20 protein-coding genes and 3 pseudogenes are annotated in these 26,144 nt (G+C 44.0%); 3 read left to right on the forward strand and 20 right to left on the reverse strand.

The genetic code is table 11. The features are described 5' to 3' along the window. Nucleotides 1-3: 3 nt before the first annotated feature. The 8 genes from DWZ38_RS06770 to DWZ38_RS06805 form a co-directional block, all read right to left on the reverse strand. Nucleotides 4-1,035, reverse strand: a complete 1,032-nt coding sequence (locus DWZ38_RS06770; protein ID WP_117851129.1) for a M42 family metallopeptidase — start codon at nucleotides 1,033-1,035, stop codon at nucleotides 4-6. 89 nt (nucleotides 1,036-1,124) lie between these two features. Then, a complete protein-coding gene (gene hflX / locus DWZ38_RS06775) occupies nucleotides 1,125-2,360 on the reverse strand; it encodes a GTPase HflX (protein WP_021926402.1) in 1,236 nt (411 codons plus the stop codon). 205 nt (nucleotides 2,361-2,565) lie between these two features. Beyond that, a complete protein-coding gene (locus tag DWZ38_RS06780; RefSeq protein WP_243000177.1) occupies nucleotides 2,566-3,651 on the reverse strand; it encodes a tetratricopeptide repeat protein in 1,086 nt (361 codons plus the stop codon). 2 nt (nucleotides 3,652-3,653) lie between these two features. Next, complete coding sequence (gene glmM, locus DWZ38_RS06785; RefSeq protein WP_117851132.1) at nucleotides 3,654-5,000, reverse strand: phosphoglucosamine mutase; 1,347 nt, start codon at nucleotides 4,998-5,000, stop codon at nucleotides 3,654-3,656. A gap of 84 nt (nucleotides 5,001-5,084) precedes the next feature. Then, a complete protein-coding gene (locus tag DWZ38_RS06790; protein WP_021926405.1) occupies nucleotides 5,085-5,999 on the reverse strand; it encodes a sugar phosphate nucleotidyltransferase in 915 nt (304 codons plus the stop codon). 89 nt (nucleotides 6,000-6,088) lie between these two features. Next, nucleotides 6,089-7,162, reverse strand: a complete 1,074-nt coding sequence (prfA, locus tag DWZ38_RS06795; RefSeq protein ID WP_021926406.1) for a peptide chain release factor 1 — start codon at nucleotides 7,160-7,162, stop codon at nucleotides 6,089-6,091. 26 nt (nucleotides 7,163-7,188) lie between these two features. Next, nucleotides 7,189-8,067: a peptide chain release factor N(5)-glutamine methyltransferase gene (gene prmC / locus DWZ38_RS06800; protein WP_117851135.1), complete on the reverse strand. Its 879-nt coding sequence runs from the start codon at nucleotides 8,065-8,067 to the stop codon at nucleotides 7,189-7,191. After that, complete coding sequence (locus DWZ38_RS06805; protein ID WP_021926408.1) at nucleotides 8,064-9,092, reverse strand: DUF1385 domain-containing protein; 1,029 nt, start codon at nucleotides 9,090-9,092, stop codon at nucleotides 8,064-8,066. Before DWZ38_RS06805 ends, prmC begins: the two co-directional genes overlap by 4 nt. 49 nt (nucleotides 9,093-9,141) lie before the next feature. Between DWZ38_RS06805 and DWZ38_RS23355 the strand changes: the two genes are divergently transcribed. Next, entirely contained in the window at nucleotides 9,142-9,240 is a 99-nt protein-coding gene (locus tag DWZ38_RS23355) for a DUF6783 domain-containing protein (RefSeq protein WP_317259435.1), read from the forward strand. Here the strand turns inward: DWZ38_RS23355 and DWZ38_RS23360 are convergent. Beyond that, nucleotides 9,208-9,336: pseudogene (locus DWZ38_RS23360) on the reverse strand (DUF6783 domain-containing protein); the annotation flags it as partial. The gene DWZ38_RS23355 and the pseudogene DWZ38_RS23360 overlap by 33 nt on opposite strands. Here DWZ38_RS23360 and DWZ38_RS23365 point away from each other — a divergent pair. Further along, nucleotides 9,277-9,408, forward strand: a complete 132-nt coding sequence (locus DWZ38_RS23365; RefSeq protein WP_334298075.1) for a hypothetical protein — start codon at nucleotides 9,277-9,279, stop codon at nucleotides 9,406-9,408. The pseudogene DWZ38_RS23360 and the gene DWZ38_RS23365 overlap by 60 nt on opposite strands. A 40-nt stretch (nucleotides 9,409-9,448) precedes the next feature. On the opposite strand, the gene rpmE is transcribed toward DWZ38_RS23365, so the two are convergent. The 7 genes and pseudogenes from rpmE to DWZ38_RS23370 all read right to left on the reverse strand — a co-directional run. Continuing rightward, nucleotides 9,449-9,652, reverse strand: coding sequence for a 50S ribosomal protein L31 (rpmE, locus tag DWZ38_RS06815; protein ID WP_117851138.1), 204 nt, complete (start codon nucleotides 9,650-9,652; stop codon nucleotides 9,449-9,451). Nucleotides 9,653-9,761: 109 nt separating this feature from the next. Further along, nucleotides 9,762-11,414, reverse strand: a complete 1,653-nt coding sequence (gene rho / locus DWZ38_RS06820; protein ID WP_021924899.1) for a transcription termination factor Rho — start codon at nucleotides 11,412-11,414, stop codon at nucleotides 9,762-9,764. Between the two features lie 543 nt (nucleotides 11,415-11,957). Beyond that, the gene (locus DWZ38_RS06825) at nucleotides 11,958-14,603 is read right to left on the reverse strand and encodes a C1 family peptidase (RefSeq protein ID WP_181987668.1); all 2,646 of its coding nucleotides are present in this window, start codon (nucleotides 14,601-14,603) and stop codon (nucleotides 11,958-11,960) included. 14 nt (nucleotides 14,604-14,617) lie between these two features. Then, on the reverse strand, nucleotides 14,618-15,676 hold the full coding sequence (gene hisC, locus DWZ38_RS06830; RefSeq protein ID WP_117851143.1) for a histidinol-phosphate transaminase: 1,059 nt from the start codon (nucleotides 15,674-15,676) through the stop codon (nucleotides 14,618-14,620). Between the two features lie 317 nt (nucleotides 15,677-15,993). Next, nucleotides 15,994-17,388, reverse strand: coding sequence for a magnesium transporter (gene mgtE / locus DWZ38_RS06835; protein WP_117851145.1), 1,395 nt, complete (start codon nucleotides 17,386-17,388; stop codon nucleotides 15,994-15,996). A gap of 591 nt (nucleotides 17,389-17,979) precedes the next feature. Beyond that, entirely contained in the window at nucleotides 17,980-19,368 is a 1,389-nt protein-coding gene (locus DWZ38_RS06840) for a phospholipase D family protein (RefSeq protein WP_243000178.1), read from the reverse strand. 151 nt (nucleotides 19,369-19,519) lie between these two features. After that, a pseudogene (locus DWZ38_RS23370) lies at nucleotides 19,520-19,714 on the reverse strand (DUF6783 domain-containing protein); the annotation flags it as partial. Here DWZ38_RS23370 and DWZ38_RS23375 point away from each other — a divergent pair. Then, nucleotides 19,652-19,906, forward strand: a pseudogene (locus DWZ38_RS23375) (DUF6783 domain-containing protein). The pseudogenes DWZ38_RS23370 and DWZ38_RS23375 sit on opposite strands and share 63 nt — an antisense overlap. Here the strand turns inward: DWZ38_RS23375 and DWZ38_RS06850 are convergent. The 4 genes from DWZ38_RS06850 to DWZ38_RS06865 form a co-directional block, all read right to left on the reverse strand. Continuing rightward, nucleotides 19,805-21,469: a carboxylesterase family protein gene (locus tag DWZ38_RS06850; RefSeq protein ID WP_173765684.1), complete on the reverse strand. Its 1,665-nt coding sequence runs from the start codon at nucleotides 21,467-21,469 to the stop codon at nucleotides 19,805-19,807. The pseudogene DWZ38_RS23375 and the gene DWZ38_RS06850 sit on opposite strands and share 102 nt — an antisense overlap. A gap of 57 nt (nucleotides 21,470-21,526) precedes the next feature. Further along, nucleotides 21,527-23,080: a response regulator gene (locus DWZ38_RS06855; protein WP_117851153.1), complete on the reverse strand. Its 1,554-nt coding sequence runs from the start codon at nucleotides 23,078-23,080 to the stop codon at nucleotides 21,527-21,529. 2 nt (nucleotides 23,081-23,082) lie between these two features. After that, nucleotides 23,083-24,714 (reverse strand): histidine kinase, encoded by a 1,632-nt coding sequence (locus DWZ38_RS06860; protein WP_178105286.1) that lies wholly within the window; start codon nucleotides 24,712-24,714, stop codon nucleotides 23,083-23,085. A 149-nt stretch (nucleotides 24,715-24,863) separates the two neighbouring features. Further along, the gene (locus DWZ38_RS06865; protein ID WP_117851158.1) at nucleotides 24,864-26,135 is read right to left on the reverse strand and encodes an ABC transporter substrate-binding protein; all 1,272 of its coding nucleotides are present in this window, start codon (nucleotides 26,133-26,135) and stop codon (nucleotides 24,864-24,866) included. Nucleotides 26,136-26,144 lie beyond the last annotated feature (9 nt).

Consider the following 26,144-nt stretch of genomic DNA (forward strand, 5'->3'; position numbering starts at 1 on the left):
TTTTTACCCTAAATATGCCTTCAGAAGCTTCAGCGTATTCTTCGCTCCATCCTTGTGTGATCTCTCATAACCATGAGAAGCATAAACACCAGGTCCGATCAGGCCGTGTTTCATATCGTATCCAGCCTTCAGAGCCGCGTCTACATCAGAACCATAATGCGGATACACATCCACTGCAAATGCAATGTCATTCTCCTGCGCAGCCTTAATAAGACCGGAAACTACCTGGTAGTCGTACGGTCCCATGCTGTCCTTCGCACAGATGGAAACCATCGTCTCATCGCATTCCAATCCTTTACCGACGCAGCCCATATCTACAGAGATCATCTCTGTTACTCCATCCGGGATTGCCGCACATCCGCCGTGTCCCACTTCCTCATAGGAAGTAATCAGAACATAGCTGGTACGCTCAGTCTCTACTTTCTTCTCTTTCAGATATTTGGCATAGCCAAGAAGAATGGCTGTGCTGAATTTATCATCCAGGAAACGGCTCTTAATGTATCCGCTCTGGGTTACAACCGTTCTTGGGTCAAAGCAAACGAAATCTCCGGTCATGATTCCAAGCTTTTTCACATCTTCCTTTGTTTTCACCGGCTCGTCCAGGATGGCTTCCATGGTGTCATAGGTACGCTTGGTATCGCTGTACTCTCCGTTTACATGAACCGATGCGTTCTCCAGCTGGAAGGTTGCGTCGTATACCTTGCCGGATTTGGTGTAAACCTTGCAGTTCTCTGCCTCCGCATTGTTGGGGTTCATGCCGCCAATGTTGGTCAGCTTCAGACGTCCATTGTCCATGATCTGGCAAACCATACCGCCCAGGGTGTCCATGTGCGCAGCCAGAACTACTGCATTTTTGTCGTCCTTGCCGCCCAGCTTTACGAGAACTGCGCCTTTCTGTGTAATCTGCGGTTCATAACCAAGCTTTTCGAATTCTTTTTTCACAAACTCTGCTGCCATATGCGTGAAACCGCTTGGGCTTGGCACTGCAAGCAGATCCTGTGCTGTTTTCATAATGTAATCTGTGTATTTCCCCATGATTTTATCTCCTGTTTTTCAAATATAAAACATTTCTTCTGAATTTTTCAACCTACTTATGCAATTGTCAGAGGCATCTGTCCCTTTCCTTACATAATTTTCCCATGAATCTCCTGAGGAACTCTCGCCTTCACCATAATTCCGCTGTCTGTATACTCCTCGGAAAGCAGCTGTCCATATTCCCGGATCAGCTGGATCTTGCCGGCTTCCTGATAGCCGAAAAGCTTTTCCACATAAATCTGCTCCTCAGAAAGGATTTTCCCCAGAAGTGCCTTCAATTCATCCAGGCCTTCCCCTGTTTTCGCAGATACCTTCAAGGTGTGATCTGCCATGCTGTCACGCATGCGGATGGCCGCTCCCACATCTACTTTGTTAAACAAAGTGATGGTTTTCTTGCCCTGCACTTCCAGCTCATGCAGCGTGTCATAAACCACTTCCATCTGCTGCTCCGCCTGCGGATTGGAGCAGTCTACCACATGGATAATGTAGTCCGCATATTTCGCCTCTTCCAGAGTACTCTTAAACGCCTCCACCAGATTGTGGGGAAGCTTGCGGATAAATCCAACAGTATCTGTAAGAAGGATCTGCTGTCCATCATCCAGTGTCAGCGCTCTTGTAGTCGGGTCCAGGGTTGCAAACAGCTTGTCCTCGGAAAGCACCCCAGCCCCTGTAAGGGTATTTAAAAGGGTAGACTTCCCGGCGTTTGTATAGCCAACAATAGCAGCTGTCTTCATTTTGCCCCGGGTTCTTCCGGTGCGAAGAAGCTCCCTGTGCTTCTCTACCTGGGAAAGCTCTTCCTTCAAAGCAGTAATCCTTTTGCGGATCAGACGGCGGTCGCTTTCCAGCTTCTTCTCTCCGGGACCTCTGGTTCCAATTCCACCACCGAGCCTGGACAAAGAAGCGCCAAGACCAACCAGCCTGGAAGCACGGTAACGGAGCTGGGCAAGCTCTACCTGGATCTTACCTTCGCTTGTGGTGGCATGCTTGGCAAAAATATCAAGAATCAAAAGGGTTCTGTCCATGACCTTGCATTCCAGCTCATGCTCCAGATTGTTCATCTGTGCAGGGGAAAGCTCATCATCGCAGATGATTCCCGTTGCGTCTGTGGCAAGCATCAGAGCGCGTACCTCCTCGATCTTGCCTTTTCCAATATAGGTTCCGGGATGCACGGTCTCACGGTTCTGGATGATCTTGCCAACGGTCACTGCGCCAGCTGTATCTGCCAGTTCTTCCAGCTCATCCAGGGATTCCTTCACATTGTCGTTCTCATCCAGCTGAACGCCCACCAGAATCACCCGTTCCTGTATCTCTTCAATATATTCCATAAATCCTCCTTTCGGACTTTTGTTTTCTATAAGGTAATGTTGCCTGCAGGCAGCATCTCTGTTTATCTGCTTGAGTATAGCACAAAATCTTTATTTGCAAAAGGACCGATAATCCTGTGTGAATTACCGATCCTTTTTTCTCGCAGTGCGGCGGCTTAAAACATATGAAAAACTCATTCCGTAATCTGCGCATTCTCTTCTGTGCTTATTCACCAGCTCCTGTCCTGGATTTCAGAAAGGCAAGCTCATGAGCCGCTTCCTCATCCTCCGGGTACATGCCTACATAAGACTGGGCTTTCTCCTGAGCAGTGGAAAAATCAAGCTTTTTCTCATAAACAACGATTTCATTAAACAGAAGGCTCTGCATTTCATCATCCGATGCAGCTGCAATACCGCTGTTAATGTTCTCAAGTGCAGAGTCGTAATTCCCTTCTGCTATATCGCATACAGCCAGGCCATTGTAACCGGAAGCTGCTGTTTTTGTGGAATTCTTCTCTGTATTGTCCTGCATCTTATTGATGTACTGCTGATACATGGCTCTTGCATTTACGTAATCCTGCTGCGCGCCGTAAACCATTCCAAGAAGGAGAACCGCCTCTGTGCTTCCCTTGCTGGATGCATTCGTCAGCTCTGTTTTGGCATTCCCGTAGTCCTCCATATAGTAATAGATCCTGCCGCGGGCACACATGTCATCTGTATCCTTGGCCTCTGAGGACAGGGCGGCTTCCAGATATCTGGTTCCGTCCGCTTCCATATCCTTTTCCAGATAGGTCTCATAAATCTGGATGGCGCGGTCATAGCTGGAATCCTCGCCATAGGCCTGCTCAAAATCAGAGGAAGCCTCATCATACCCATCCATGGCAAGCGCCACCTTGCCGCTCAGGAACCAGCAGTCTGCATCCATCTCATACTTCTGGACCAGCGTCTGGCAGTCTGCCATAGCATCATCCAAAAGCCCTGCCTGCAGCCTTGCAGTAGCACGATACAGGTAAAGATCCTTCGCCATCGTTTTGCTGACCTTATCAGAACTAAGTGCACTGGTAAAAGCACTGATGGCGTCCTCGTAATTGCCAAGACGCATCTGGCAGATTCCAATTCCACGATAGGAAACGGCCAGACTGATCCCGTTATTTACAGACTGGGTAAATTCATCCAGGGCATACTCATAGCTTCCCTGCTCCAGATCCTTCACAGCTTCATTAAAAGTCTTCTGTTGTTCACTATCGCAGCCTGCCAGAAGGGTCATCCCCATGCAGGCTGCAAGCATCACTGCTGTTTTTCTGATTTTCATTCTCAACCAACGATCAGCCCTTCGGCTTCCATTACATCTACAACACTGTCTACATACTGATGGCAGAGTTCATCTGTCTCAGCCTCCACCATAACACGGATCAGCGGCTCTGTTCCGCTCTCACGAACCAGAATACGTCCGGAATCTCCAAGTGCTTTAGCAGCTGTTTCTACAGCCTCCACTACCTTCGGGTTCTCACGGGCAGTTTTCTTATCTGCTACACGCACATTGCGAAGTACCTGCGGATATACCTTCATCTCTTTTGCAAGGTCGCATAAGGTGGACTTCTTGTCTACGCATGCTTCCATTACCATCAGGGAAGTCAGGATACCGTCTCCGGTAGCTGCATAGCGGCTAAAAATAATATGTCCGGACTGCTCTCCGCCGATGCTGTAGTTGTTTGCAAGCATATTCTCGGCTACATACTTGTCACCTACTGCGGTCTGCTCGTAACGCATTCCTTCACGCTCCAGAGCCTTGTAAAGGCCCATGTTGGACATAACAGTGGTAACGACTGTATTGCCGTTTAACTTGCCCTGCTCTTTTAAGTATTTGCCGCATACATACATGATCTTATCGCCGTCGATAATATTTCCGCGATGATCCACTGCGATACAGCGGTCAGCATCTCCATCATACGCAAATCCGATATCCAGTCCGTTATCGACTACATATTTCTGCAGAACCTCGATATGGGTGGAACCGCAGTTTGTGTTAATATTGGTTCCGTCCGGCTGGTTGTTGATCACATAGGTCTTCGCCTGAAGTGCCTCGAATACGCTCTTTGCAATGGCAGAAGAGCTTCCGTTTGCACAGTCAAGACCAACCTTTACATTCTTGAAGTCACGGCTTGGAATGGAGATCAGGTATCCGATATAGCGGTTACGTCCGGAAGCAAAGTCGATGGTGCGTCCGATATCTTCTTTGCGGGCAAGAGGAAGCTCCTCGATCTCGCCGTCAATATAAGCCTCGATGCGCTCCTCGATCTCAGCCTCGATCTTCTGTCCGTTTCCATTCAGAAGCTTGATTCCGTTATCATAGAATGGGTTATGGCTTGCGGAGATCATAATACCGCAGTCAAAATCCTCTGTACGAACTGCAAAGGATACGCTTGGTGTGGTAGTTACATGAAGAAGATAAGCATCTGCGCCGGAAGCAGTAAGACCAGCAACCAGGGCATACTCGAACATGTAGCTGCTTCTTCTGGTATCCTTTCCGATTACGATCTTGGCCTTATGGTCACGTCCGTAATACCATCCTACATAACGTCCTACCTTGAAAGCATTGTCAACAGTCAGCTGAACATTTGCCTCTCCTCGAAATCCGTCTGTTCCAAAATATTTTCCCATAATTATTTATCCTCCTATAACGCAATTCTGCCTAAAAATCCAATAACGCACAATACATGCAGTATCTGAGTTTTGAAATATTCATTAATAAAGTCCGTTTGGATAAACTCCGGCTTCTGTAAGCTCTTTAAATGCCTTGATTACAACTTCTTTATCTTCCTGATATGTAACGCCGAACCAGGTGTCCTTTGTCTCAAGTACATCTACCTGTGCAGCGCCCTTCTGGATCAGCTCATCAATCATAACCGGAAGCAGATACTCTGCCTTGATATCTCCCGGCTTCACATTCTCAAGGAACTCTACGAATCCGTTATATAAAGTATCCATAAATGCCGGTGTCAGTCCCCACATATTCATGGAAACCAGCTCGTTCAGATCCAGCTTCTCTACTGGCTGTCCGTCCTCGCGGCTCTCAGCGCCGTCTGCAGTCTTAAAGATATTGTGAGTCTCTGTTACGCCTGTGAGCTTGCCGTCTGTAATATGGCAAAGACCTCTGGTAACGCTTCCATTGTCGCTCAGTGTATTGCCAAGGCGGAATCCAGCCATGCAGATATGAAGGATATCATCCTCTGGCTGATCTTGAACCAGATAATCATGAACCTTTACATAAGCTTCCTTGCCATAGTAATCGTCTGCATTGATAACTGCAAATGGCTCGGTCAGGAACTCTCTCGCACAGATGACTGCGTGTCCGGTTCCCCATGGTTTGGTTCTGTCTGCAGGCTTGGTGAAACCTTCCGGAAGCTTCTCCATCTCCTGATATGCATATGCTACTTCCGCGATCTTGGATACGCGGGCACCGATGGTGCTCTTAAATTCTTCCTCAAGATCCTTGCGGATGATAAATACGATTTTGTTAAATCCTGCTTCCAGTGCATCTCTGATGGAATAATCCATGATGATCTCACCGTTTGGTCCAACTGGTGCAAGCTGTTTAATTCCATTTCCAAAGCGGCTTCCAACTCCGGCAGCCATAATTACAAGGGCTGTTTTTTTCATAGGTGTACCCTCCCGTTTTAGTCCATGTTTTTTATTTTAATATATGGTATCCGGAAACTTGTATTTACAAGGTTCCCGGTATACGCCTTTTACTGTTCCTGCAGATTGCTCAGCTTTGCAGCCTGGTCTGCTGCGATCAGACTGTCGATGATCTCATCCAGGTCACCGTTCAGAATATTATCCAGTCTGTGAAGGGTCAGCTTAATGCGGTGATCCGTCACACGTCCCTGCGGGAAATTGTAGGTTCTGATTTTCTCAGAACGGTCCCCTGTACCGATCTGGCTTCTTCTTGCCTCAGCCTCTGCATCGTGCTGCTTTGCAAGCTCCATCTCATACAGACGGGAACGAAGGACCTTCAGAGCCTTATCCTTATTTTTCAGCTGGGATTTCTCATCCTGACAGGAAATTACGATTCCGGTAGGAATATGGGTCAGTCGAACCGCAGAGTCTGTGGTGTTGACACACTGACCGCCGTTTCCGGATGCACGGAATACGTCAAACTTACAGTCATTCATATCCAGATGGAAATCAATTTCCTCTGCTTCCGGCATGATTGCAACTGTACAGGTGGAAGTATGGATTCTTCCGCCGGATTCTGTCTCCGGCACACGCTGTACACGGTGCACGCCGCTTTCGTATTTCAGTCTGGAATAAGCTCCGGCACCGTTGATCATAAAGGTAACTTCCTTAAATCCGCCGATTCCGTTCTCATTCAGACTCATCATTTCTGTTTTCCAGCGTCTGGATTCTGCGTATTTCACATACATTCTGTAAATCTCAGCCGCAAAAAGAGCAGCCTCATCTCCGCCTGCGCCTGCACGGATCTCCACGATAACGTTCTTGTTATCGTTAGGGTCCTTCGGCAGAAGCAGGATCTTCAGCTCATGCTCCAGCTCTTCCACACGCTTCTTGGCGTCTGAAAGCTCTTCCTTGAGCATCTCACGCATTTCCTCATCCTTCTCCTCTTCCAGCATGGAAAGACTGTCCTGAATGGTTTCTTTATTTTTCTTATATTCCTTATAGGTATCCACAATTGGCTGCAGGTCGCTCTGTTCTTTCATCAGCTTCTGGAAACGATCCGGGTTCGCTGTTACATCCGGCTCACCAAGCTCGTTCAGAACTTCCTCGAAACGTATGAGCAAATCATCCAACTTGTCAAACATGGTTTTCCTCCTGTTATTTCTTTCTTTTATCTATGGGGTTTCTGTCCGATCACTACCCGGTCCAGTCCTGCCAGATCCTGGATCACCTGCACCTGGCGAAAACCGGCTTTCTCAAGCAGCTTCGACACATCCTCCCCCTGGTCGTATCCGATTTCAAACAGCATCCAGCCATTTTCTTTCACATAGGCACTACCCTCCGATACGATCCTCCGGTAAAAATACAATCCATCCTCATGGCCGTCCAGCGCAATTCTGGGATCGTGTCCCTTCACTTCTTCCATAAGATCCTCGATCACTGCACTTCTGATATAAGGGGGATTCGAAATAAGAATATCATATACTGGCAGTGCTTTACCAGTAGTTTCTGCAAAAAAAGGTGATAAAAACAAGTCACTTTCCACAAATTCCGCCCGATCTGCCACATTCAGCCCTTTTGCGTTCTGTTTCGCCACCTTAAGGGCGAGAGGGGAAATGTCAGCGCCTGTTCCGGATGCCCCCTCTTTCATGGCAAGAAGACTTAATAAAATACAGCCTGATCCGGTGCACATGTCAAGGATCCGCGGTTTCTCCTGATTCTCCAGAATCTCCAGTGCTTTCTCCACCAGCGTCTCTGTGTCCTGTCTTGGAACCAGCACATTCTCATCCACATAAAATTCAAAGCCCATGAAATACGCCTGATGGGTGATGTGCTGCAAAGGAATGTGACCGGCTCTTAAGACGATCAGCTTTCTGTACTCTTCCGCCTTCTCTTCCTCTACCGCTTTCTTCGGGTCAGCAAAATAAAGAGCGCGGCTTACGCCTGTCACATACTCCAAAAGAAGCCAAGCGTCTAACCTGGCTTCCTGGATTTTCTTTTCTTCCAGAACTTTCGTTCCTTCTTTTAATAATGCTTCCAGGGATGTCATTTGGCAGCACCTGCTTCAGATGCATGCTCCTGACTCTCCCCTTCTGGATTCTCATTCTCATATGGAATGTCCAGACCAAATTCTTCTTTTAAGTATGCTCTCCAGTCAAACACGGCTTCTACTGCCTTGATGGCAACCTCTGCCATATCAGCTGTAGGCTCCTTGGTGGTAAATTTCTGCATTGCCATTCCCGGCTTGCTCATCATAAGGGCAAACTTGCTGTCCGTTCTTCCAGCCCACTGGATGATCTCAAAGGAGATTCCGGATACGATGGGCACCATGAGCAGACGTCCGAAAAGGCGCAGCCAGTAGGATGGCACCAGCACGAAGATAAAGTGCAGGAAAATACTTACCAGCATAACCAGGAAAAGGAAGCTGGTACCGCAGCGTCTGTGAAATCTGGAGCTCTCCAGCACATTCTCTACGGTAAGGGGCTTGCCGTTCTCCACGCAGTTGATGCATTTGTGCTCTGCGCCATGATACATGAAGGTTCTCTGAATATCCTTCATTCTGGAGATCAGAAGCATGTATCCCATAAACAGTGCCAGCTTCACAAAAGCTTCTACAATGGTAACGATAACTTCAGATGCCCCAACCTTGCGGCAAAGGCTTGCCAGCACATAGGGAAGCAGCATAAATGCCGCAATGGAAATGACAATGGAAATGGCAACGGTCACATACAGCAGTGCCTTGAATGCCTTGTCCTCTTTTTTCTTCTTGGCTTCTAATTCTTCAGCGGAGAGGGAGGCATTTTTCTTAGCTTCCTCCTCGTCTTCCTCATCTCCTGCGATCTCTGCGGAGTACATCAGGCACTTGGTACCTGTTACCAGGGAATCCACAAAGCTTACCATTCCGCGGATAATGGGCTTTCTCCAGATCTTGGCCTTGCCGAAAATACATTTGTAGTCTTCTACTTTCAGCTCAATTTCATTGTCAGGACGGCGGACTGCAATGGAGTACTTGTCCTTATGACGCATCATAATTCCTTCCATAACAGCCTGTCCACCGATATTTGATGGTTTCATTTTATCCTCCTGTAAATCGGACATGTCGCCTGCCGGCGACATCACCATAATGAAAGTATGTTTGAAAAATGCTTTCTGCAAGATGTGCGTCACAATTTGTGGGAGATTTTGTCCGGATGAGGGCGCCGTAGCGGGCTACGGCAACTGAATTCGGGCAAAATATACCGCAAAGTGGGGCGTGCAGATTGCGGGAATGATTTTTCAAACACGCTCTAGCCCATCCGATATCCAAGAATTCACTCATGCGAAGCATGGCTCATTCTTGGCTGCCGTCTGGGACTTTCATAGTAAATCGGCAGTAACAAAGAAAGGTTGAGATTTCCCAACCTCAACCTTCTCATTCAGTAATATTCAAATTATTTATTCAGGCCGTATTTCTCATTGAACTTATTGATACGTCCGCGAGCCTGAGTAGCTTTCTGCTGTCCTGTATAGAACGGATGACATTTGGAGCAGATTTCTACGTGGATGTCCTGCTTGGTAGAACCTGTTACAAAAGTATTACCGCAGTTGCAGGTTACAGTTGCCTGATAGTAATTCGGATGGATTCCTTCTCTCATGATTTTCACCTCTCTATATTTATTCTATTTTATTTGCGTTGAATCTGACGAATTCACACTTTACACAGCCTACTGATTATAGCATGCTGTTATGAGAAATGCAAGTTATTTATAAAAATTTCTGTTTTTTTACAGTTTGCACAAATTCTGCGTTGTTTCGAGTACGGGCAAACATGTTCAGGATCTGTTCTACCGCATCCTCAGACTTCATTCCGTTAAGGGCTTTTCGCATAATGTACACAGCTTCCTGCTCATCTTTGCTCAGAAGAAGGTCCTCACGTCTGGTTCCGGATTTCTGGATGTCGATTGCCGGGAATACACGCTTTTCCTGAAGCTTGCGGTCAAGAACAAGCTCCATATTGCCGGTTCCCTTGAATTCCTCGTAGATCACATCATCCATCTTGCTTCCGGTGTCAACCAGTGCAGTAGCAAGAATGGTAAGGCTTCCTCCCTCACGCATGTTGCGGGCTGCACCGAAGAAACGCTTCGGCATATGAAGTGCTCCCGGGTCAAGACCTCCGGAAAGAGTTCTTCCGCTTGGAGGAACGACCAGGTTATAGGCTCTTGCCAGTCTGGTGATGGAATCCAGAAGGATCACAACATCCTGCTTATGTTCTACAAGGCGGCGTGCACGCTCCACAACCATCTCAGATACACGCTTATGATGCTCCGGAAGCTCATCAAATGTAGAATAGATAACCTCTACATTCGGTCCCTGTATTGCTTCCTTGATATCAGTAACCTCCTCCGGACGCTCGTCAATGAGAAGAATGATCAGATGCATGTCCTTGTTATTCTTCAAAATGGACTTGGCAATGTCTTTGAGAAGGGTGGTCTTACCTGCCTTAGGCGGGGAAACGATCATGCCTCGCTGTCCCTTTCCGATAGGACTGATCAGATCTACAATACGCATGGCTGTGGTTCCGCCAGGACGTTCCATGATCAGACGCTCATCCGGGAAAATGGGGGTCATGTTCTCGAAATTGTATCTCTTCTGACCTTCGCTTGGATGGAAACCATTGATGGATGTCACATACAAAAGGGCACTGAATTTCTCACCCTGGGTCTTGATCCTGATATTTCCCTGGATAATATCTCCGGTCTTCAGATTAAATCTCCGGATCTGGGACGGGGAAACATAAATGTCATTCTCACCTGGAAGATAGTTCTCGCTTCTGATGAAGCCGAAGCCATCCGGCATAACTTCCAGAATACCGTTGGCACGCTCACCGCTGTCCAGCTGGACGGTCTCTGCAGGAACGTGATAAGTATTGCTTACATGCTCAGCATGTCCTTCGGCATTCTCGCGAATCTGCTCTGGTTCCTCACTTTTGGTCTCTGCAGGAGGAACAACTTCTACAGGGCGAATGACCGGCTCCTGCCTTGCAGGGCTGTCCTGTCTGGCGTTGCTGTAGCCATTCTGACGTCCTGTATTCTCACCTCTTGCTGCATAGCTGCCGCGAAATTCCGGATTTCTTCTTACAATGGTCCGGGTTCTTGCGGGCTCTTCCTTTTTCACAGGGGCTGCTTCCGGCTCTCTTCTTACAGGTGTACCTGCAGGAGCGTCCTGTACCATATCGGAAGCTTCTTTTTTCACCTCTTCCGGCTTCGCTGCTTCTTTCTCAGCAGCTTCTTTTTTGTCTTCTTCCAGCATACGCTCAATTAATTCAGGCTTTCTCATAGTAGAAATGCCCTTCAGTCCTCTGGCTTTCGCAAGCGCTTTCAGCTCCACCAGGGGTAACGATTCGTATTTTTCTCTCATCAACCATCTACCTCTTCGACTCATTATCATTCTAAATTACATTTCATTTTCTACGGGATACAAATGTCTGATAGGACAGAAATTTTATGTTGAACAAAAAAATGAATATTTAATCTAATATTGCTTATCATAGCACATTATCGGCACTCTGTCCATATCAATTGCAAATGAATGCCTTTGCCCTATATTATACACACCAGAACTTTTTGATTGCAAGACTTATTTGTCGACACATATCTGACGTCATCGACACCGGCATCCGAAAAGTCGCCCCCACCCGTGAAACGGGTGGCTCGTAGGACGGCTATAAGCCTTTAATGCTAGGCCAGCGTCTCAAGGCGCTGGATTTCGCTTTGCTCCAGCCACATTGCTCTTGACTCGTCGCCGCCCTTAAAAGGGCATTTGTACTACTTCGCCTTAACCCTTAAAAGGGTCCTAATATTCTTTTACGCTAAGTTTATCCTGCATAATACACGATGCGTAGACATTTTGAACAGGCTAAAGCCGTATGTTAAAAAGGAAGCTCCTGTAAGGAGCTTCCTTCTACCTCGTTCTGCGAACCTGGAAAGAAACTTTGTATTTGCTCTTCACCACGCCTTTTGGTTCTTTCACATAGGCGCATATATAATATTGGTATTTCCTGCCTTTTGTCACCTTGGTATCCGTCCAGGATGCAGTTCTTCCTTTTTTGATGGTTGCTGCCAGCTTATAGCTGCCGTTTCCCACTTTTCGATAAATATAATACCCATCACATTTTTTCTGTGCTTTCCATTTCAGAAGCAAACCTTTCTTTGCATTGGAAATGGAAGTGATGGTTTGTCTGGCCGGTGCGGATTTGTATTTTCCGCTGGACCTGTAACTGCTTGTCACCCTTTTGCCATTCACATTCCGATAGGCTCGCACCGTGTATTCATACACTGTATTGGCACTGATCTTTTTATCCTGATATGTGATTGTGGAGGACTTCGTAATAGTGGCAATTCTCGTCCATTTTCCAGAAGCTGTTTTCCGGTAAACCAGGTAGCCGGAAGCTCCTGCAATCTTCTTCCAGCTTACCGTGTTGGAAAGATCAGAAGAAACCTTCACGGAAACAGAGGGTCTGGATAACGCTGTTTTCACAGATACAGCAGAACTGTAGGCAGAATATTTAGCAGTCCCAGACACCACGCTGTAAGCCCGGATCCGATAGGTACAGGTAATTCCCGGATTCACCTTTGTATCCGTCCAAGAACTTTCCTTCCAGGATACAGTCTTCACTCTCCTGTAGCTTCCGCCCTCTTCCTTTCGGTATACCTGATAGCCGGAAACACCGGAAACCTTTTCCCAGGTCAGGGCAATTTGATTATATGCCTTTGCTTTCGCCGCAAACGAAGCAGGCTTTCCTACTGCGACAGCACTGTCCAGCGTTCTGGTATGAGCCTTGATTCTTGCGCAGGCACTGGGACTGGTCTTGGAAAAATCACTCCAGCCATTGTCTTCATGATAACAGAAGCTCTGATTTGCTTTCAGGTCTGCAGCAAATTCCACCCAGCTATAGGAATTGTTGGTTTCGCACAGGTATTCCACAGCACCGGAACCAATGTTGGTAACCACTACGGAATACAAAGTTCCGCTGATCAGATTCACTTCCGGAACCTGCACCGTCGAAATCCCCGCATGCTCCTGATAAAAAGTCACTGGCGTACTGTACGCAGGCGTTCCGCTTACCGGGTTGCTCTGATCCTTCAGATTGGTGTAGACCTGAATGCTGTAGGAGCCGCCATCTGTATAAGTAGACAGAACCACTTCTCCCAGAGCTTCCCCTTTGCCTTTTCCTGCCTTTGCCTGAAAAACATTGGAAACAGAGGAAATGCCGCCACTTCCTGACGGGTAAAGCTTCAGTTTGCTCAAAGCGCAGGAACCGTCATAAAAATAATTGTTTCTGTATTTTGGATTTGTGACTGCTTCTGCTGCTACGATATTATAATTGCATTTATTTTCGTAAGAAATATAGAAATATCCCTTATCGCCCCATTGCTCTCCCCAACTGTTCCGCACAATCCAGGCTCCGTCTGAAGTCACATTGCAGCTGGAATTAAAATTCTCCTTTGCAAAGTTATCATCCCAGCCCACCAGGGTTACCGCATGGTTCACGCCTGCATTTCCAGAATAGCTGTACGCATACGTCTTCGGGTTGTAGCAGCTGTCATACATGCCAATGGACATGGAAACAGATCCGTATTCCGAAATCAGGTTTTTGATCTTTGCCACAGAGTAGGAGGAAAATGCGGCATTTTCCAGGTATGCAGTGGTTTTGTATGCCATACCGGAAGATGGAACCGCATCGGAATCCAGGGTGTGGTCCGCATTTGTCTCATAAGGCACCTGGGATTCCAGTGCCATACCGCTCCAGGAGCTAAGGAAAATTGCTGCTAACGTCTGGTTGCCGCCATCCCGGTAGGAATGCAGAACTTTGTTCCTGTCATTCGGGGTATTTCCAAGAGGATCGTTCTGTCTGTTGGCAAAGAAATAGGCAAGATGCTCCTCGGAAAGATCAAACAATCCTGCTCCAGCCCGCAGGAAAGAGATTTCCAGGTTGGCTGCCAGAGTGTATGACCAGCACATGTTGGATGGCTTCTGGTTACGGACAGGAAGGGCCAGGCTTCCTCTCGGGTCATATTTCGCCGGATAGGAAGTGGCTCTTGCTCCGCCTACGCTGGCAGTGTCACTGTCATCCCCTTCCGGTGGATCTACATAGCTGATGGGCGCAAGCTCCCGGATAGGCGCAAGCTGGGCTTCGATTTCTTCTGCCGTAAGCGTCCCCTCTTCTTCCCCATCTGTCCCGGTTTCTTCCTCTGCAGTCTCACTATCTAAAAAGCCGGTGTCTGTATCCAGGCTTCCAAAGCCGTCCAGTACCTCCGTTTTTCCATCAGAAAATGCTGCCTGATCGGAAGACTGCTGTGCTGCATCACTTTCAGGTTTCTCATCTGCTTCATTTCCCAAATCCTCGGCGGATGAAGAACTATCTTCACCTGTTTCGGTTGTTTCAACAGAGGAATTCGTTATCTCATTTTCTTCCCAGGAGTTCCCTTCCTGTGCGTTCTCACTTGCCCATGCTGACTCTCCATCTGAGAACCCTTCCGCTGCAACGGGAATTCCCGACATTGCCATGGACGCCGTCAGGATCAGACATAATACACTTTTTTTCATTCCATTTTTCTTTCTCATTTTTTCAGGTATTTTTTCAAAAATTCAATCAGCTTCTCCATCTCTTCCTGTGTTCCCACAGTAATTCTTAAGTGATTGTCAATTCTTGGCTTCGGGAAATATCTTACATAAATGTGCTCCTGGCGAAGAGCCCCGAACAGTTCACTTGCCGGGCAGCTTTCGTGGGAAGCGAAAATAAAGTTCGTTTTGGAATCCGGGAAGGAAAATCCCAGCGCTGCCAGTTCTTTCTTGGTCCACTCTCTGGTGGCAATGATCTTAGCGCAAGTCTCCTGGAAATATGCCTGATCTTCAATGGCAGCCACGCCTGTGGCTAAAGTGGTGCGATCCATGGTGTAAGAGTTAAAGGAATATTTCACATCATTGAGATATTTGATCAGCTGCGCATTTCCGCACGCGAAACCGATTCGCATTCCAGCCATGGAGCGGGACTTGGAGAAGGTCTGTACTACCAGCAGATTCTCATATTTGTCGATGAGCTCCAGCGCTGATCTGGCGCCGAAGTCTACATATGCCTCATCCACGATCACGATCACATCCTGGTTGTGCTGCAGGATTTCTTCTATATCAGAGAGGGGAAGCTCCACCCCTGTAGGCGCATTTGGATTTGGGAAAATAATTCCGCCGTTTTCCCCGAAATAATCCTCTTTGCGGATGCAAAAATTCTCATCCAGAGCCTTGCACTCATACGGAATGCGAAACAGGTCTGCCCACACATCATAGAAGGAATAAGTGATATCCGGGAAAAGAACAGGCTTCTCTGAATTGAAAAAGGTAAGAAAGCTCATGGCCAGCACATCATCTGAGCCAACGCCTACAAATACCTGCTCATCCTTCAGTCCGTAATTCTGTGCAATTGCATGTACCAGATCACCTGCTGTCGGATCCGGGTAAAGACGGAGAGTGTCTGTGTGAATCTCCTTAAGGGCCTTTGTTACCCCCGGAGCTGGTGGATATGGATTCTCGTTGGTGTTCAGCTTGATCATATCCGGTTCATTTGGCTGCTCTCCCGGGGTGTACGGTACTACTTTGCGAATATTTGCTTCCCATGTATTCATTTCAATCCAACCTCGCTTTTTCTATTAATGATGTCAGATGCAAAAGATTTTCTGCCTCCAACCATATACCAGAAATTACCCGCCAGCCCACTGCCGCCTGGATTCTGGAAGTTACATCCATTTTACTAACTTCCTTGTATTTTGTCAAATTAACGTATTGAATTCTGTTGATAAATTTTGCAAAACATTTCTTCTATAAGAAACTCCTCCTTAATCCTATTTTCCAAAACCAAAAGCCCTTCGTGAAAAGAAACAATTCCATTTTCGTTTCTTTTCACGAAGGGCTTTCCTGCCTGCTCCTCTTTTATTATTTTCTCTTAGCCTGCCAAATGCAGCACTCCGATCAGGAACACCCAGCCAAGTCCGTAATATGTCACAACAGCCACAAGGTCGTTGACAGTGGTAATCAATGGACCAGAAGCAACTGCAGGGTCCACGCCCACTTTCTTGAAGAACAGCGGAATACAGGTTCCCACTGCACTTGAGATCAGCATAGCCAGAAGAAGGGCTACTCCGATGCAGCCGGATACTGCATATGCAAATACCAATGTTTTTCCCTTGAAGAAGTAAATATAAAGTCCGATCAACGCAAAGGACAAAATACCAAGAAGTGCACCATTGCAAAGACCGATTCGCATTTCTTTAAATACAAGCTCCAGCTTCTGTTTTCCGGTAAGAGACTCATCCATCAGTACACGAATGGTAACCGCCAGAGACTGGGTACCTACATTACCTGCCATATCCAGAATCAGTGACTGGAATGCCATAATGATCGGAAGCTGTGTTACTACGTTTTCAAACACACCAACCACAGAGGATACTACCATTCCAAGACCAAGAAGAACAATCAGCCACGGCATACGCTTCTTCATACTCTCTTTCAGCGGCTCCTTCAAATCCTCTTCTGCAGTAAGACCTGCCAGCATGGCGTAATCTTCTCCCATCTCATCATCAACCAGGTCAATGATATTAGATGAAGTAATAACACCAAGAAGACGATTGTCATTATCCAGGACAGGAATGGAGTCTTCGGAATACGCCTTCAGTTCTTCAATACAATCATCAATATCTTCTTCTGCATATACATACGGATAAGAAGTAGCTACCAAATCTTCCAGTGACTTGTCCTGACGGGCAATGATCAGGTCCTTCAGGTCAATGGCTCCATAAAACTTCTGAGATTCTGTCACCACAAAAATAGTGGAAATATTATCATTCTTGGCAGCCTGCTCTACCAGACTGTTCATAGCCTGTTTTACAGTCAGATTCTCACGGATAATAATACAATTGGTAGTCATGCGGCTTCCGATTTCATCCTCATCAAAGGATGCGATCATCTCAATGTCATGACGGACATCGTCATCCATCAGCTCCACCAGGATTTTTTTCTTCGCTTTTTCAATTTTCTGGAGAACCTCTACAAGGGCATCGGTCTCCATCCGTGAAAGAATGGCTGCTCCTTTTTTTACATCCATCTCTTTCACATATTCTGCAGCATTGTCCGAATCTGTGTATTCAAAAATATCGGACAACATATTAATATCCAGGATACGATATAATTTGTAACGCTCCTGTACAGTCAGCCTTGGCATTGCATCTGCAAGGTCATTGGCATGAAAGTCCTCCAGCTTGCTGCTCATGGCAGCCGGAGAGGTATTACTTCTGATTACAGCCAGAATGTCCTGGGTGTAATCCTGCACTCTTTTTTCCATCCTGCTTTCTCCAATCTCTCATAAATCAGATTCTCAATATTATGGATCTGTCTTATGTTTTTTTATACGGATATAAAAAATCCGCGGGAGAGCATTATTACAGTATAAACAGCTTACACTGCCTGCTCATTAAGGGAATATTGGATCCCTCACAGGGCATATGAAGTCATCCAGGCAAAATATTTTTCGCCCGGAAAGCACACAAATACACGCACGAAAAAAGAGCAGACTAATTCATGTCACCAAAGAATGTTACTGTACTGCCTTCAACGTGCCGCAATTACGCTTGGAATTCATAGGATCAAAAAAAGAAATGGAATTCGATAATTTATAGAAATTAAAGAAGAACAGAATGTGCGCGGTGCTCATCTGCCATTTCGTTTTTCCATCCTATGCAACTACTTCGCCCATGAGAATCGCAACTATCCATTCTGTTCACCTGCCTTTGTTTTCATATTTTTTATGAAAGAAATTTATTTTCTTTCCAAAAGTCATTCTAACTGCTTTTGGACAAAAAATCAATTCCTAATTTGCTATTTATTTAAATTTTCACCTTCTTTCTTTGCGAAAGTTTTTGCCCGGACAAGGGTGCTACAGCAGCTGACGAAGCGGACGAATAATAATCCTCAGCGCTCCATAGAATAATTTCTTCTGCCAGGTCAGTATCTTTTTCTCATACTTTGCCCCTTCTGTTTCCTGTCCATTTGCCAGGATTTCTTTGCTCTTTTCCATATAAGCATTTTCTGTTGTGCGAATCTGCTGATTCAGTTTCTCGCTGTCAATTACCAGCATCAGCTCCGTGTCCAGATAAGTGCTTCGCATATCCAGATTGTATGACCCTACCACAGACAGACGATTATCAATCAGCACTGTCTTTGTATGCACCGGATAATCGTTCATCAGCTCATAAACATCTGCTCCGGTTTTCAAGATTTTTCGCTTTTGATTGAGATAATCTGTACAGCCCCATGGATTTGAACCTTTTTCCACTGCATTAAGTATGATCTGCAGCTTGGCATGATCCGCTATCTCGTGCAAAACAGTATACATATAGCCGTTACAGATTACATATGGGGTTTGTACAATCACATAGTCTGCATTTTCAGACAGATACTGAATTGCCTGAAGAACCTGAGGAGTTTTTCGCCCCGCCTGGGTTCCGTTATGAATCAGGGTAATTTTATTGGCCTCTTCCGTATCCTTCTCCCATGTGCTATAGGTTTCTATATCATTATATTTTTCCAGTAGAGAAGTATACAGCTCTTCCATGTTCTGGTATTGATCTGTATATTTCGAGGACTGTTTTCTTGTTCTTATGCTTACACAGCCCTCATTCCAGATTTTGTGAAAATAGTCCTCAAGCTGCAGCAAGGACTCGCCCTTTCCTTCAGAAGTATCATACACCAGAATATCCCGGTCCACATTAATGTCCTCAGTCTGATCTCCCAGGAAAATATCGTTGCTGTTGCGTCCGCCAAGCAGATATATTTTCTCATCAATAATCAAATATTTGTCGTGCATACGATAGTTCAGCTTAAACAGATTTAGTGGAGTCACTGGATTATAAACTCCCACTTCCACATTTTCATGCGCCGCCAGTGCCTGGAAATCACTGTTTCCGGACAAAAATAGCTGCTGATAAATTCCATCAATTAAAAGCTGAATCTTTACCCCTTTGTCCGCAGCATGATTCAGCGCAGCCAGAAGCTTAGTGCCGTTTTCATCTGCGCGCAGATCAAAGGTGGACAGCACAATGCTTTCTTTTGCTGTACCAATCATTCGAAGCCGCCACAAAAGTGCTTCTTCGTTATCATCGATACAGCGGATTCTTTCTGCCCCTGCTGTCTCAGAAGTAAATTCTGTCTGCTGCAGATTTTTTGCATATTTTCCATCTGGTTTTTTGCAAAAAAGAGGTGCAAGTATATTTACCAGCGCAACCACCAGCAAAAAACAGAGAAAAATCTTGCCTATTTTTTTCATTGTTTTCTTTAATTTCACCATACTCTCCTACTTTCTATTACGGTTATGCAAAATTGGGGGAAAGAAACCTTTTTGTCTATGTTCAGCCCTTTTTTAATTTTTATCATAGCATGAATTTATTTTCAGAACAAGAAAGAGGAAAGATTTTGCGCTATTTACGCAAAAAAAGCCGCCAGCTTCTAAAGCCGACGACTTTTTCTGTGAATAATATTGAAAAAACCATGGTATGGTAGGAAAATGCACTGCATTCTCCAGAGCGTGTTTGAAAAAGGCTTTCTGCGAGATGTGCGTCACAATTTGTGGGAGATTTTGTTCGGATGAGGGCGCCGTAGCGGGCTACGGCAACTGAATTCGGGCAAAATATACCGCAAAGTGGGGCGTGCAGATTGCGGGAATGATTTTTCAAACACGCTCTAGGAGGTTAAAAGTGTATCTCTTACTCAGCTACAGGAAAATTGAAATAGTTGGTGGTATAATCCATCATCAGTTTTTCCAGATCTGTCAGTTCCTCTTCATGTGTACTGATTCCATCGCCTAACTGAATATATCCCATATTTTCATCTGCTGCCGGCCAGTATGCAAGTCCGTCTCCATTTGGATCTCCGGTTTTGATAAAGTTTGACCAATACTGATTCATTTTTTCTGCTAACTCATAGTCCCAGTCAGTCCACTGTCTTACTTCCGGAACGCCCTCACGCAGAGAGTTGAACGCATACCACATTTCACTTGTATGCCATGCCCACTGGTTAGCCCAGCCTCTGTCTGTTCCTAAATCTGAAATGCTCTCAGGTGTAGAATGGCTGAATAAGTATGTATAGTTTGCTGCTTTTCCATCTGTTCTTTCTGACATCATTTTTCCGTACAGTCTGTTAACCATAAGGCTTCTGCTGACATTTGTGCCAAGACCATAGGTTCCTAACTGACGGCTGACCATAGCTGCTGTATTGTCATCTACTTTTACCAGATTTTCAAAGTCGTATTTATCATACAGATCACCAAGAGCTTCTTTGTATTGTGCATAGAAGTCATCTGCTGTGGATACCTTCGGATAACTTCCCTCTCCCATATTTGTTCCGGACAATACAGAAATCTCATCAAACATTCCATCATTAATGGAATCCTGAATGCTTTCATAGGTGACATACAAACCATCCTGGTTCATACTTCCCGGATAATTAGAACTGGTATTGTCAATCAGCTTTTCAGCATCCATGTTTCTCAGATCCTCAAGTGTCGCAGCCTCATCAAGTCCCAGATCTCCCAGATATGCAGTTCCTTTTTCTTCTGCACTTTCCAGAGTCTGGAATTCCATATTATATTTTAAGCCACTTTCCAGGATTAATTTATCAACTTCTACATCCATTTTAGGAGAAGCAGTCATTGCCATTGCCTTTGTAGTACCGCCAGACTGTCCGCCAACTGTGATATTCTCAGGATCTCCTCCGAAGTTAGCTATATTCTCTTTGATCCATTCCATAGCTTTGATCTGATCCATCAGACCATAGTTTCCGCTTTGTCCCTGTTCCTCGGTAAGCTGTGGTAATGACAGATAGCCAAAGACACCAAGACGCTGTTCTACTGTTACTACAACGATTCCGTTCTTTGCAAAAGCTTCCGCATTTCCTTCCGGCTCAAAGGTATAGCAGCTGTTCAGTCCGCCGCCATGGAACCACACATATACCGGTTTCTTTTCTGTGGAAGAAAGTGAATCTCCTGTTGTCATTACATTCAGATACAGACAGTCTTCACTCATTTCCGGAACTCCATCGTAATAAATATCTGTTTTATAGGGTTCCACCTCAGCTCCGCCCAATACCTGCATAGGAATATCCTTGTAGGTATCGCATACAAGAACATCATCCCATTTTTCAGGATCTACCGGTGGTTTCCAGCGCAAATCATCAACTGGCGGTGCTGCATATGGAATTCCACGAAATTCTACAACATCCTCATAGTTTTCATCTGTACTGTTGATTCCCTGCACTTTTCCGTACGCAGTTTCAACAACGTTCTTTTCATTTTCCTCTGCATATACATGAGCACTTCCCATAAGTGTGGAGCAGGCAAGCAATGCAGCCAATACAGTTAATCTCTTCTTCATATAAACAGAGCCTCCTTTTTTTGATAATGTCATTTTAAGGCTCCCGGAAGATAAAAACTATAAATTATTTTCTTTTTCAGTATCACTTTTTTGACTTTTCTTTTTTCTTTCCTGGTAACGATATTCTGAAGGCGTCATGCCGCAGGATTTCCGAAAAATCTGAGTAAAATAGGAAGCATCATTGTATCCTGTAAATGTTGCTATATCTGTAATGTCAAAGTCCGTATTTCCCAGAAATTCTTTTGCCTTTTTCAGCCGCACCTCTGTGAGATATTTGGAAAATGTTAATCCGGTTTTATTTTTAAAGGTTCTGCTGAGGTGTCCCACGCTTACAAAGTATTTATGCTCTGCAAGCTCATTTAATGTAATATCATCTGCATAATGATTTTCGAGATACACTAAAATATTTTCTATCAGAAGTTCATTTTCATTTTCCTCGTTTTTTTCACAGACTTCTTTCAAAATCATAAGCAAATATTTTTTCAACTCATCTGCTGTATGAAATTGATACAGATCAATCTTAAAATCAAACAGGAAATATCCCCCTTCTCCCTTGGGTATCTGACATCCATTATAATACTTTTTCCTGAGAACGGAAAAAAGCTGTATGATTGCATTATAAAGACTGTAAATGTTTGCGCGCTCGCTTATGCATCTGGCAAATAAGTTATCTATGATTTTTTCTGCCTCATAAATACGGCCAAATTCTACGACTCTGCTGAATATTTCCAGGGTTTCTTTTTCCAGCAGATTTTTAATTTCCAGTTCTTCTTTCCAGAAAAACAGATTTTCATTTATTAAAATACGGTTGTTGATTGCGTAAATACACTCTCTGTACGCCCTTTCAATTTCCCTTCTTTCTTTGTGGATGCCACTGATTCCAAACCACGAATTATGGTCCAAGCTGTTTTTTAGCTGCAAAAGATCAGTCTCTCCAATGCATGCTTTGAAATCCATTTTCTGCTTGCAAAAAAAGAGTAATATGCATTCACCTTTATTTTTAAAGTACCAGCTTTGTACATTGGCAGTAGTTCTTTTAGTTTGCAAATATTTTTTTATTTGTTGATATCCCGAATGCGAAACCTCTCCCTTCGCCATAAAAAACCAGGAGTACTCTTTCCAAAGCTCCGCCAGAATCAGCTCATCAAGCAGCTTTTTATTTTGTATCAATTGTGCAAAATCCAGATTCTCAACAATTCCTTTTAGTTTATTGATATTTTCCAGATTATCTGACTTTGCTTTTTCAACAAGAATATCATTTATAGACTTAAGCAATTCTGATTCGTTGATTGGTTTTGTCAGATAGTCCTTTACCTGATAGCGCAGCGCATTTCTTGCGTACTGAAAATCTTCATATCCGGTTTCTATCACTACTGAGCATTTCGGCACATGCTCCTGCACATATTTTGCCAGCTCCAGTCCATCTACATTTGGCATCCGGATATCCGTAATGATAATATCCGCTTCGTTTTCCTGAAGATATTCTATTACTTCTTCCCCATCTTCAAAATCTCCATTCACCGAAATCGGCAGTCCGGATTTTTCAAGCATCATGACAAGTGCTTTTCTCGCATAATATTCGTCATCTGCAACTAAAATTTTAAAATTCATTTTTATACCTCTTTTTCCAATACCGGAAAACGAACCGTTACACAAGTGTATTCTCCCTGATTACTTTCTACCAAGATTCCAAATTCTTCTCCATAATAGTTTTTAATCCTCTGGTGTACATTTATCAGGCCGATTCCGGATGAACTCTGATTCACGCCTTGCTGCAGGTCTTTTTCTAATTCCTGGTGTAACATCTGCAGTGTTTCATCGCTCATTCCATTTCCGTTATCACAAATACTGATTTCTGCTATATTAGCCGAAGTGATTTTTCCGGTCACTTCTATCCGCCCTCTTCGTTTGCAGGGAATGACACCATGTTCCATTGCGTTTTCCATTAATGGCTGTAATATAAACTTTAACATTTCACAGGTCAGCATTTCCTCTTCCACATTATAAATCACGTCAAATTTTCCCGGAAAACGCATGGACTGTATTTTTACATAGCACTGAAGATTCTCAAGCTCCTTTTTCAGCTGTACAATATTTCCCCCTTTTACGTTATAATGAAAAATATGAGACAGGCATTCTGAAATTTCCGATATTTCATCAACTCCATTTAGTTTTGCCAATGCACTGACAATATTTAATGTATTATATAAAAAATGGGGATTGATCTGATATTGCAGCATTTGCAGTTCTGTTTTTTTCTGGCTTATTTCGTTTTTGTATGCCAGAATAATATTCTCTTCAATACGTGATACAAGATCATTATAGCCACTTACCATTGTAGAAATTTCTTGTGGAACATCCTCTTTTAATTGGATATGCCGTGGTTTTTGTTTTTTATGTAAGGTTACCTGATTTAACGCATTGGAAAATTCAGTAATCGGCTTGGTAATGCGACTGATCAGCTGCATTCCTCCAAACAGTAAGAAAACAAAAACCATCAAAATCCCAAAACAAAAAAGCAAAATATTCTTTATACTATTGAGAAGAAAGCTTTTTCGCTGCATACATTGAACCAGATACCAGTCCAAATCATCGATCTTAACAACATATGCGTTCCAGACAGAGCCATCCGCTTCCAATGTTCCCTGATGGTTTGAACTTTCATAAATTTTCTTCACGTCCTCAAGAAGAAAATTGTTTTCTTTTTCAGAAGAATAAATAATCCCGTTTCTGTTAAAAAGACAGCATTCAATTTCATCATTTGAAAACACGGAAAAGCTCTTTTCTATTTCTTCAAAATCCAAATCAATATAAATTGTAGCAAGCTTTTGATCCGATTCCACAGGATACATAGCGTATGCGATTGTCAGCAATTTATAAGAAAGCATATTTATTTCGCCTTCATATACATCTGTAACGTATTCCTCATTTTTATAGCCAACCCTTGAATAGGCAATATGCTTTTTTGCTTGCTTAATCTGTGTCAACGAGTCTTCCACAAAGTTACCATAAACATTTCCATTTTCAGTTAAAATAGTAGTGCGCAAAATAAATGGATTAATTCCACTGATATCTTCCAGAATACCATTTACATATTCCTTTGATGAAAGCTGCTTTTTTAAAGACTGTTTTTCATAATCGTTTCGAATATCTGTCATGATATTTTTATCTATCAAGGGCAGATATTTCAAATAATCCAGATTCTTTGTTATGGTCTCGATTTCCATCTCCCACTGACTGTTCATTTTGTGCAAATAAAACCAATTATTTTTTTCAGCCTCCTTCACATCAATGAAAAAGGAGGCACAAATTACTATCAGGGAAAACAGAAAACAGCATGCTAATCCAATAAAAAGCTGCCACCATACAGGTAATCTTGAAATTCGCTTCACACTCAGGCTCCTTTCTGCAAAATCAAAAGATCATTCCATTCTTTCAAAAATGCTCTTTCTGTATATGTTTGAGGGGAACTGGTCAAGTTCTGAAACAAGGCATCCCTGGCATCAGTTTTTTCGCTCTCATAAGCAAATTCCTCCAGGAAAAACTCACCGCTTCTGATCCTATCCGTAAATACCTTCGCATAATTGTCTTCTACATCTACAGATTTTATGCAGGAATAGGCCCCGGCCTGATCTGCATAATATTCACTGACATTTTTTGAAAATACATAATCCAGAAATTTTCCAGCCGCTTCCGGATGCTTGCAGGATGCAGAAACCCCCAATGTCGCATCTATTTTTACTACAACCCTTGCCTGATTTTCATTGTATGTAGGAAACGGCATAAATAACAAATCCATATACGGGTTTATTTTTTTTATTATAGGATATGCCCAGTTACCCTGAAGGAACATATAGGCTTCTCCCTTTGCAAATTTTTTTACAGCTTCATCATATCCTGTGTTTATAGTCTGTTTCTGACCATATTGTCTTATTTCTAAAAATTTCCTGGTAGAATCAAGTGCAATAGGATCTTCATATAAAACGGTAGTGCCGTTCAGCACATTCTGAAATAAATTATCCTGGCTTCCTCTGGAGGACATGTCAATTGCATCCCATCCCTGATGAAGCGTCCAGCTGTCTTTATCTGCAAAAACAATGGGAAGCTTTCCGGCTTTTTTTATCTGCTGCATCGTCTGAATAAGCTCTGCATATGTAGAAGGGATCTGGTACCCGTCCTTTTCCAGCATCCTTTTGTTATAAAATATCCCTCTGTAATTCACAGACAATGGAAGCACATAAGTACCATTAAGAATTTTTAATTTTTCCAAAAAATGTTCATTTACACAATGGATTGCAGAAAAATCATCCAGCTTCTGCAAATATCCGCCTTTTACATATTTAACCAGATCATCCTTCTGTGCTCCGATAAATTCAACAATATCTGGAAATTCTCCCTGAATTGCACGGATTTGCAGTTCCTGCTCCGGATTTGGTACTGCCATAAGTTCTATATATATATCATCCTGTGATTCATTAAAATCTGCAATAATTTTCTCAAAAATATGCCGCGTTTCTCTTTTGGACGTAAGAAACACCAGCGTTTCCTTTTCTTTTTTTTCGCTGTGTATTTGCTGTTTTTTATTTTCTTCTCTGACATGTAACATACAGAAGCCTGTAATTACACAAACAGCAATTAATAAAAATATCTTCAGATTTCTTTTCATATTATAGAA

Origin of the sequence: Ruminococcus sp. AF31-8BH (assembly GCF_003460605.1) — a bacterium.
Lineage (GTDB): Bacteria > Bacillota > Clostridia > Lachnospirales > Lachnospiraceae > Blautia_A > Blautia_A acetigignens.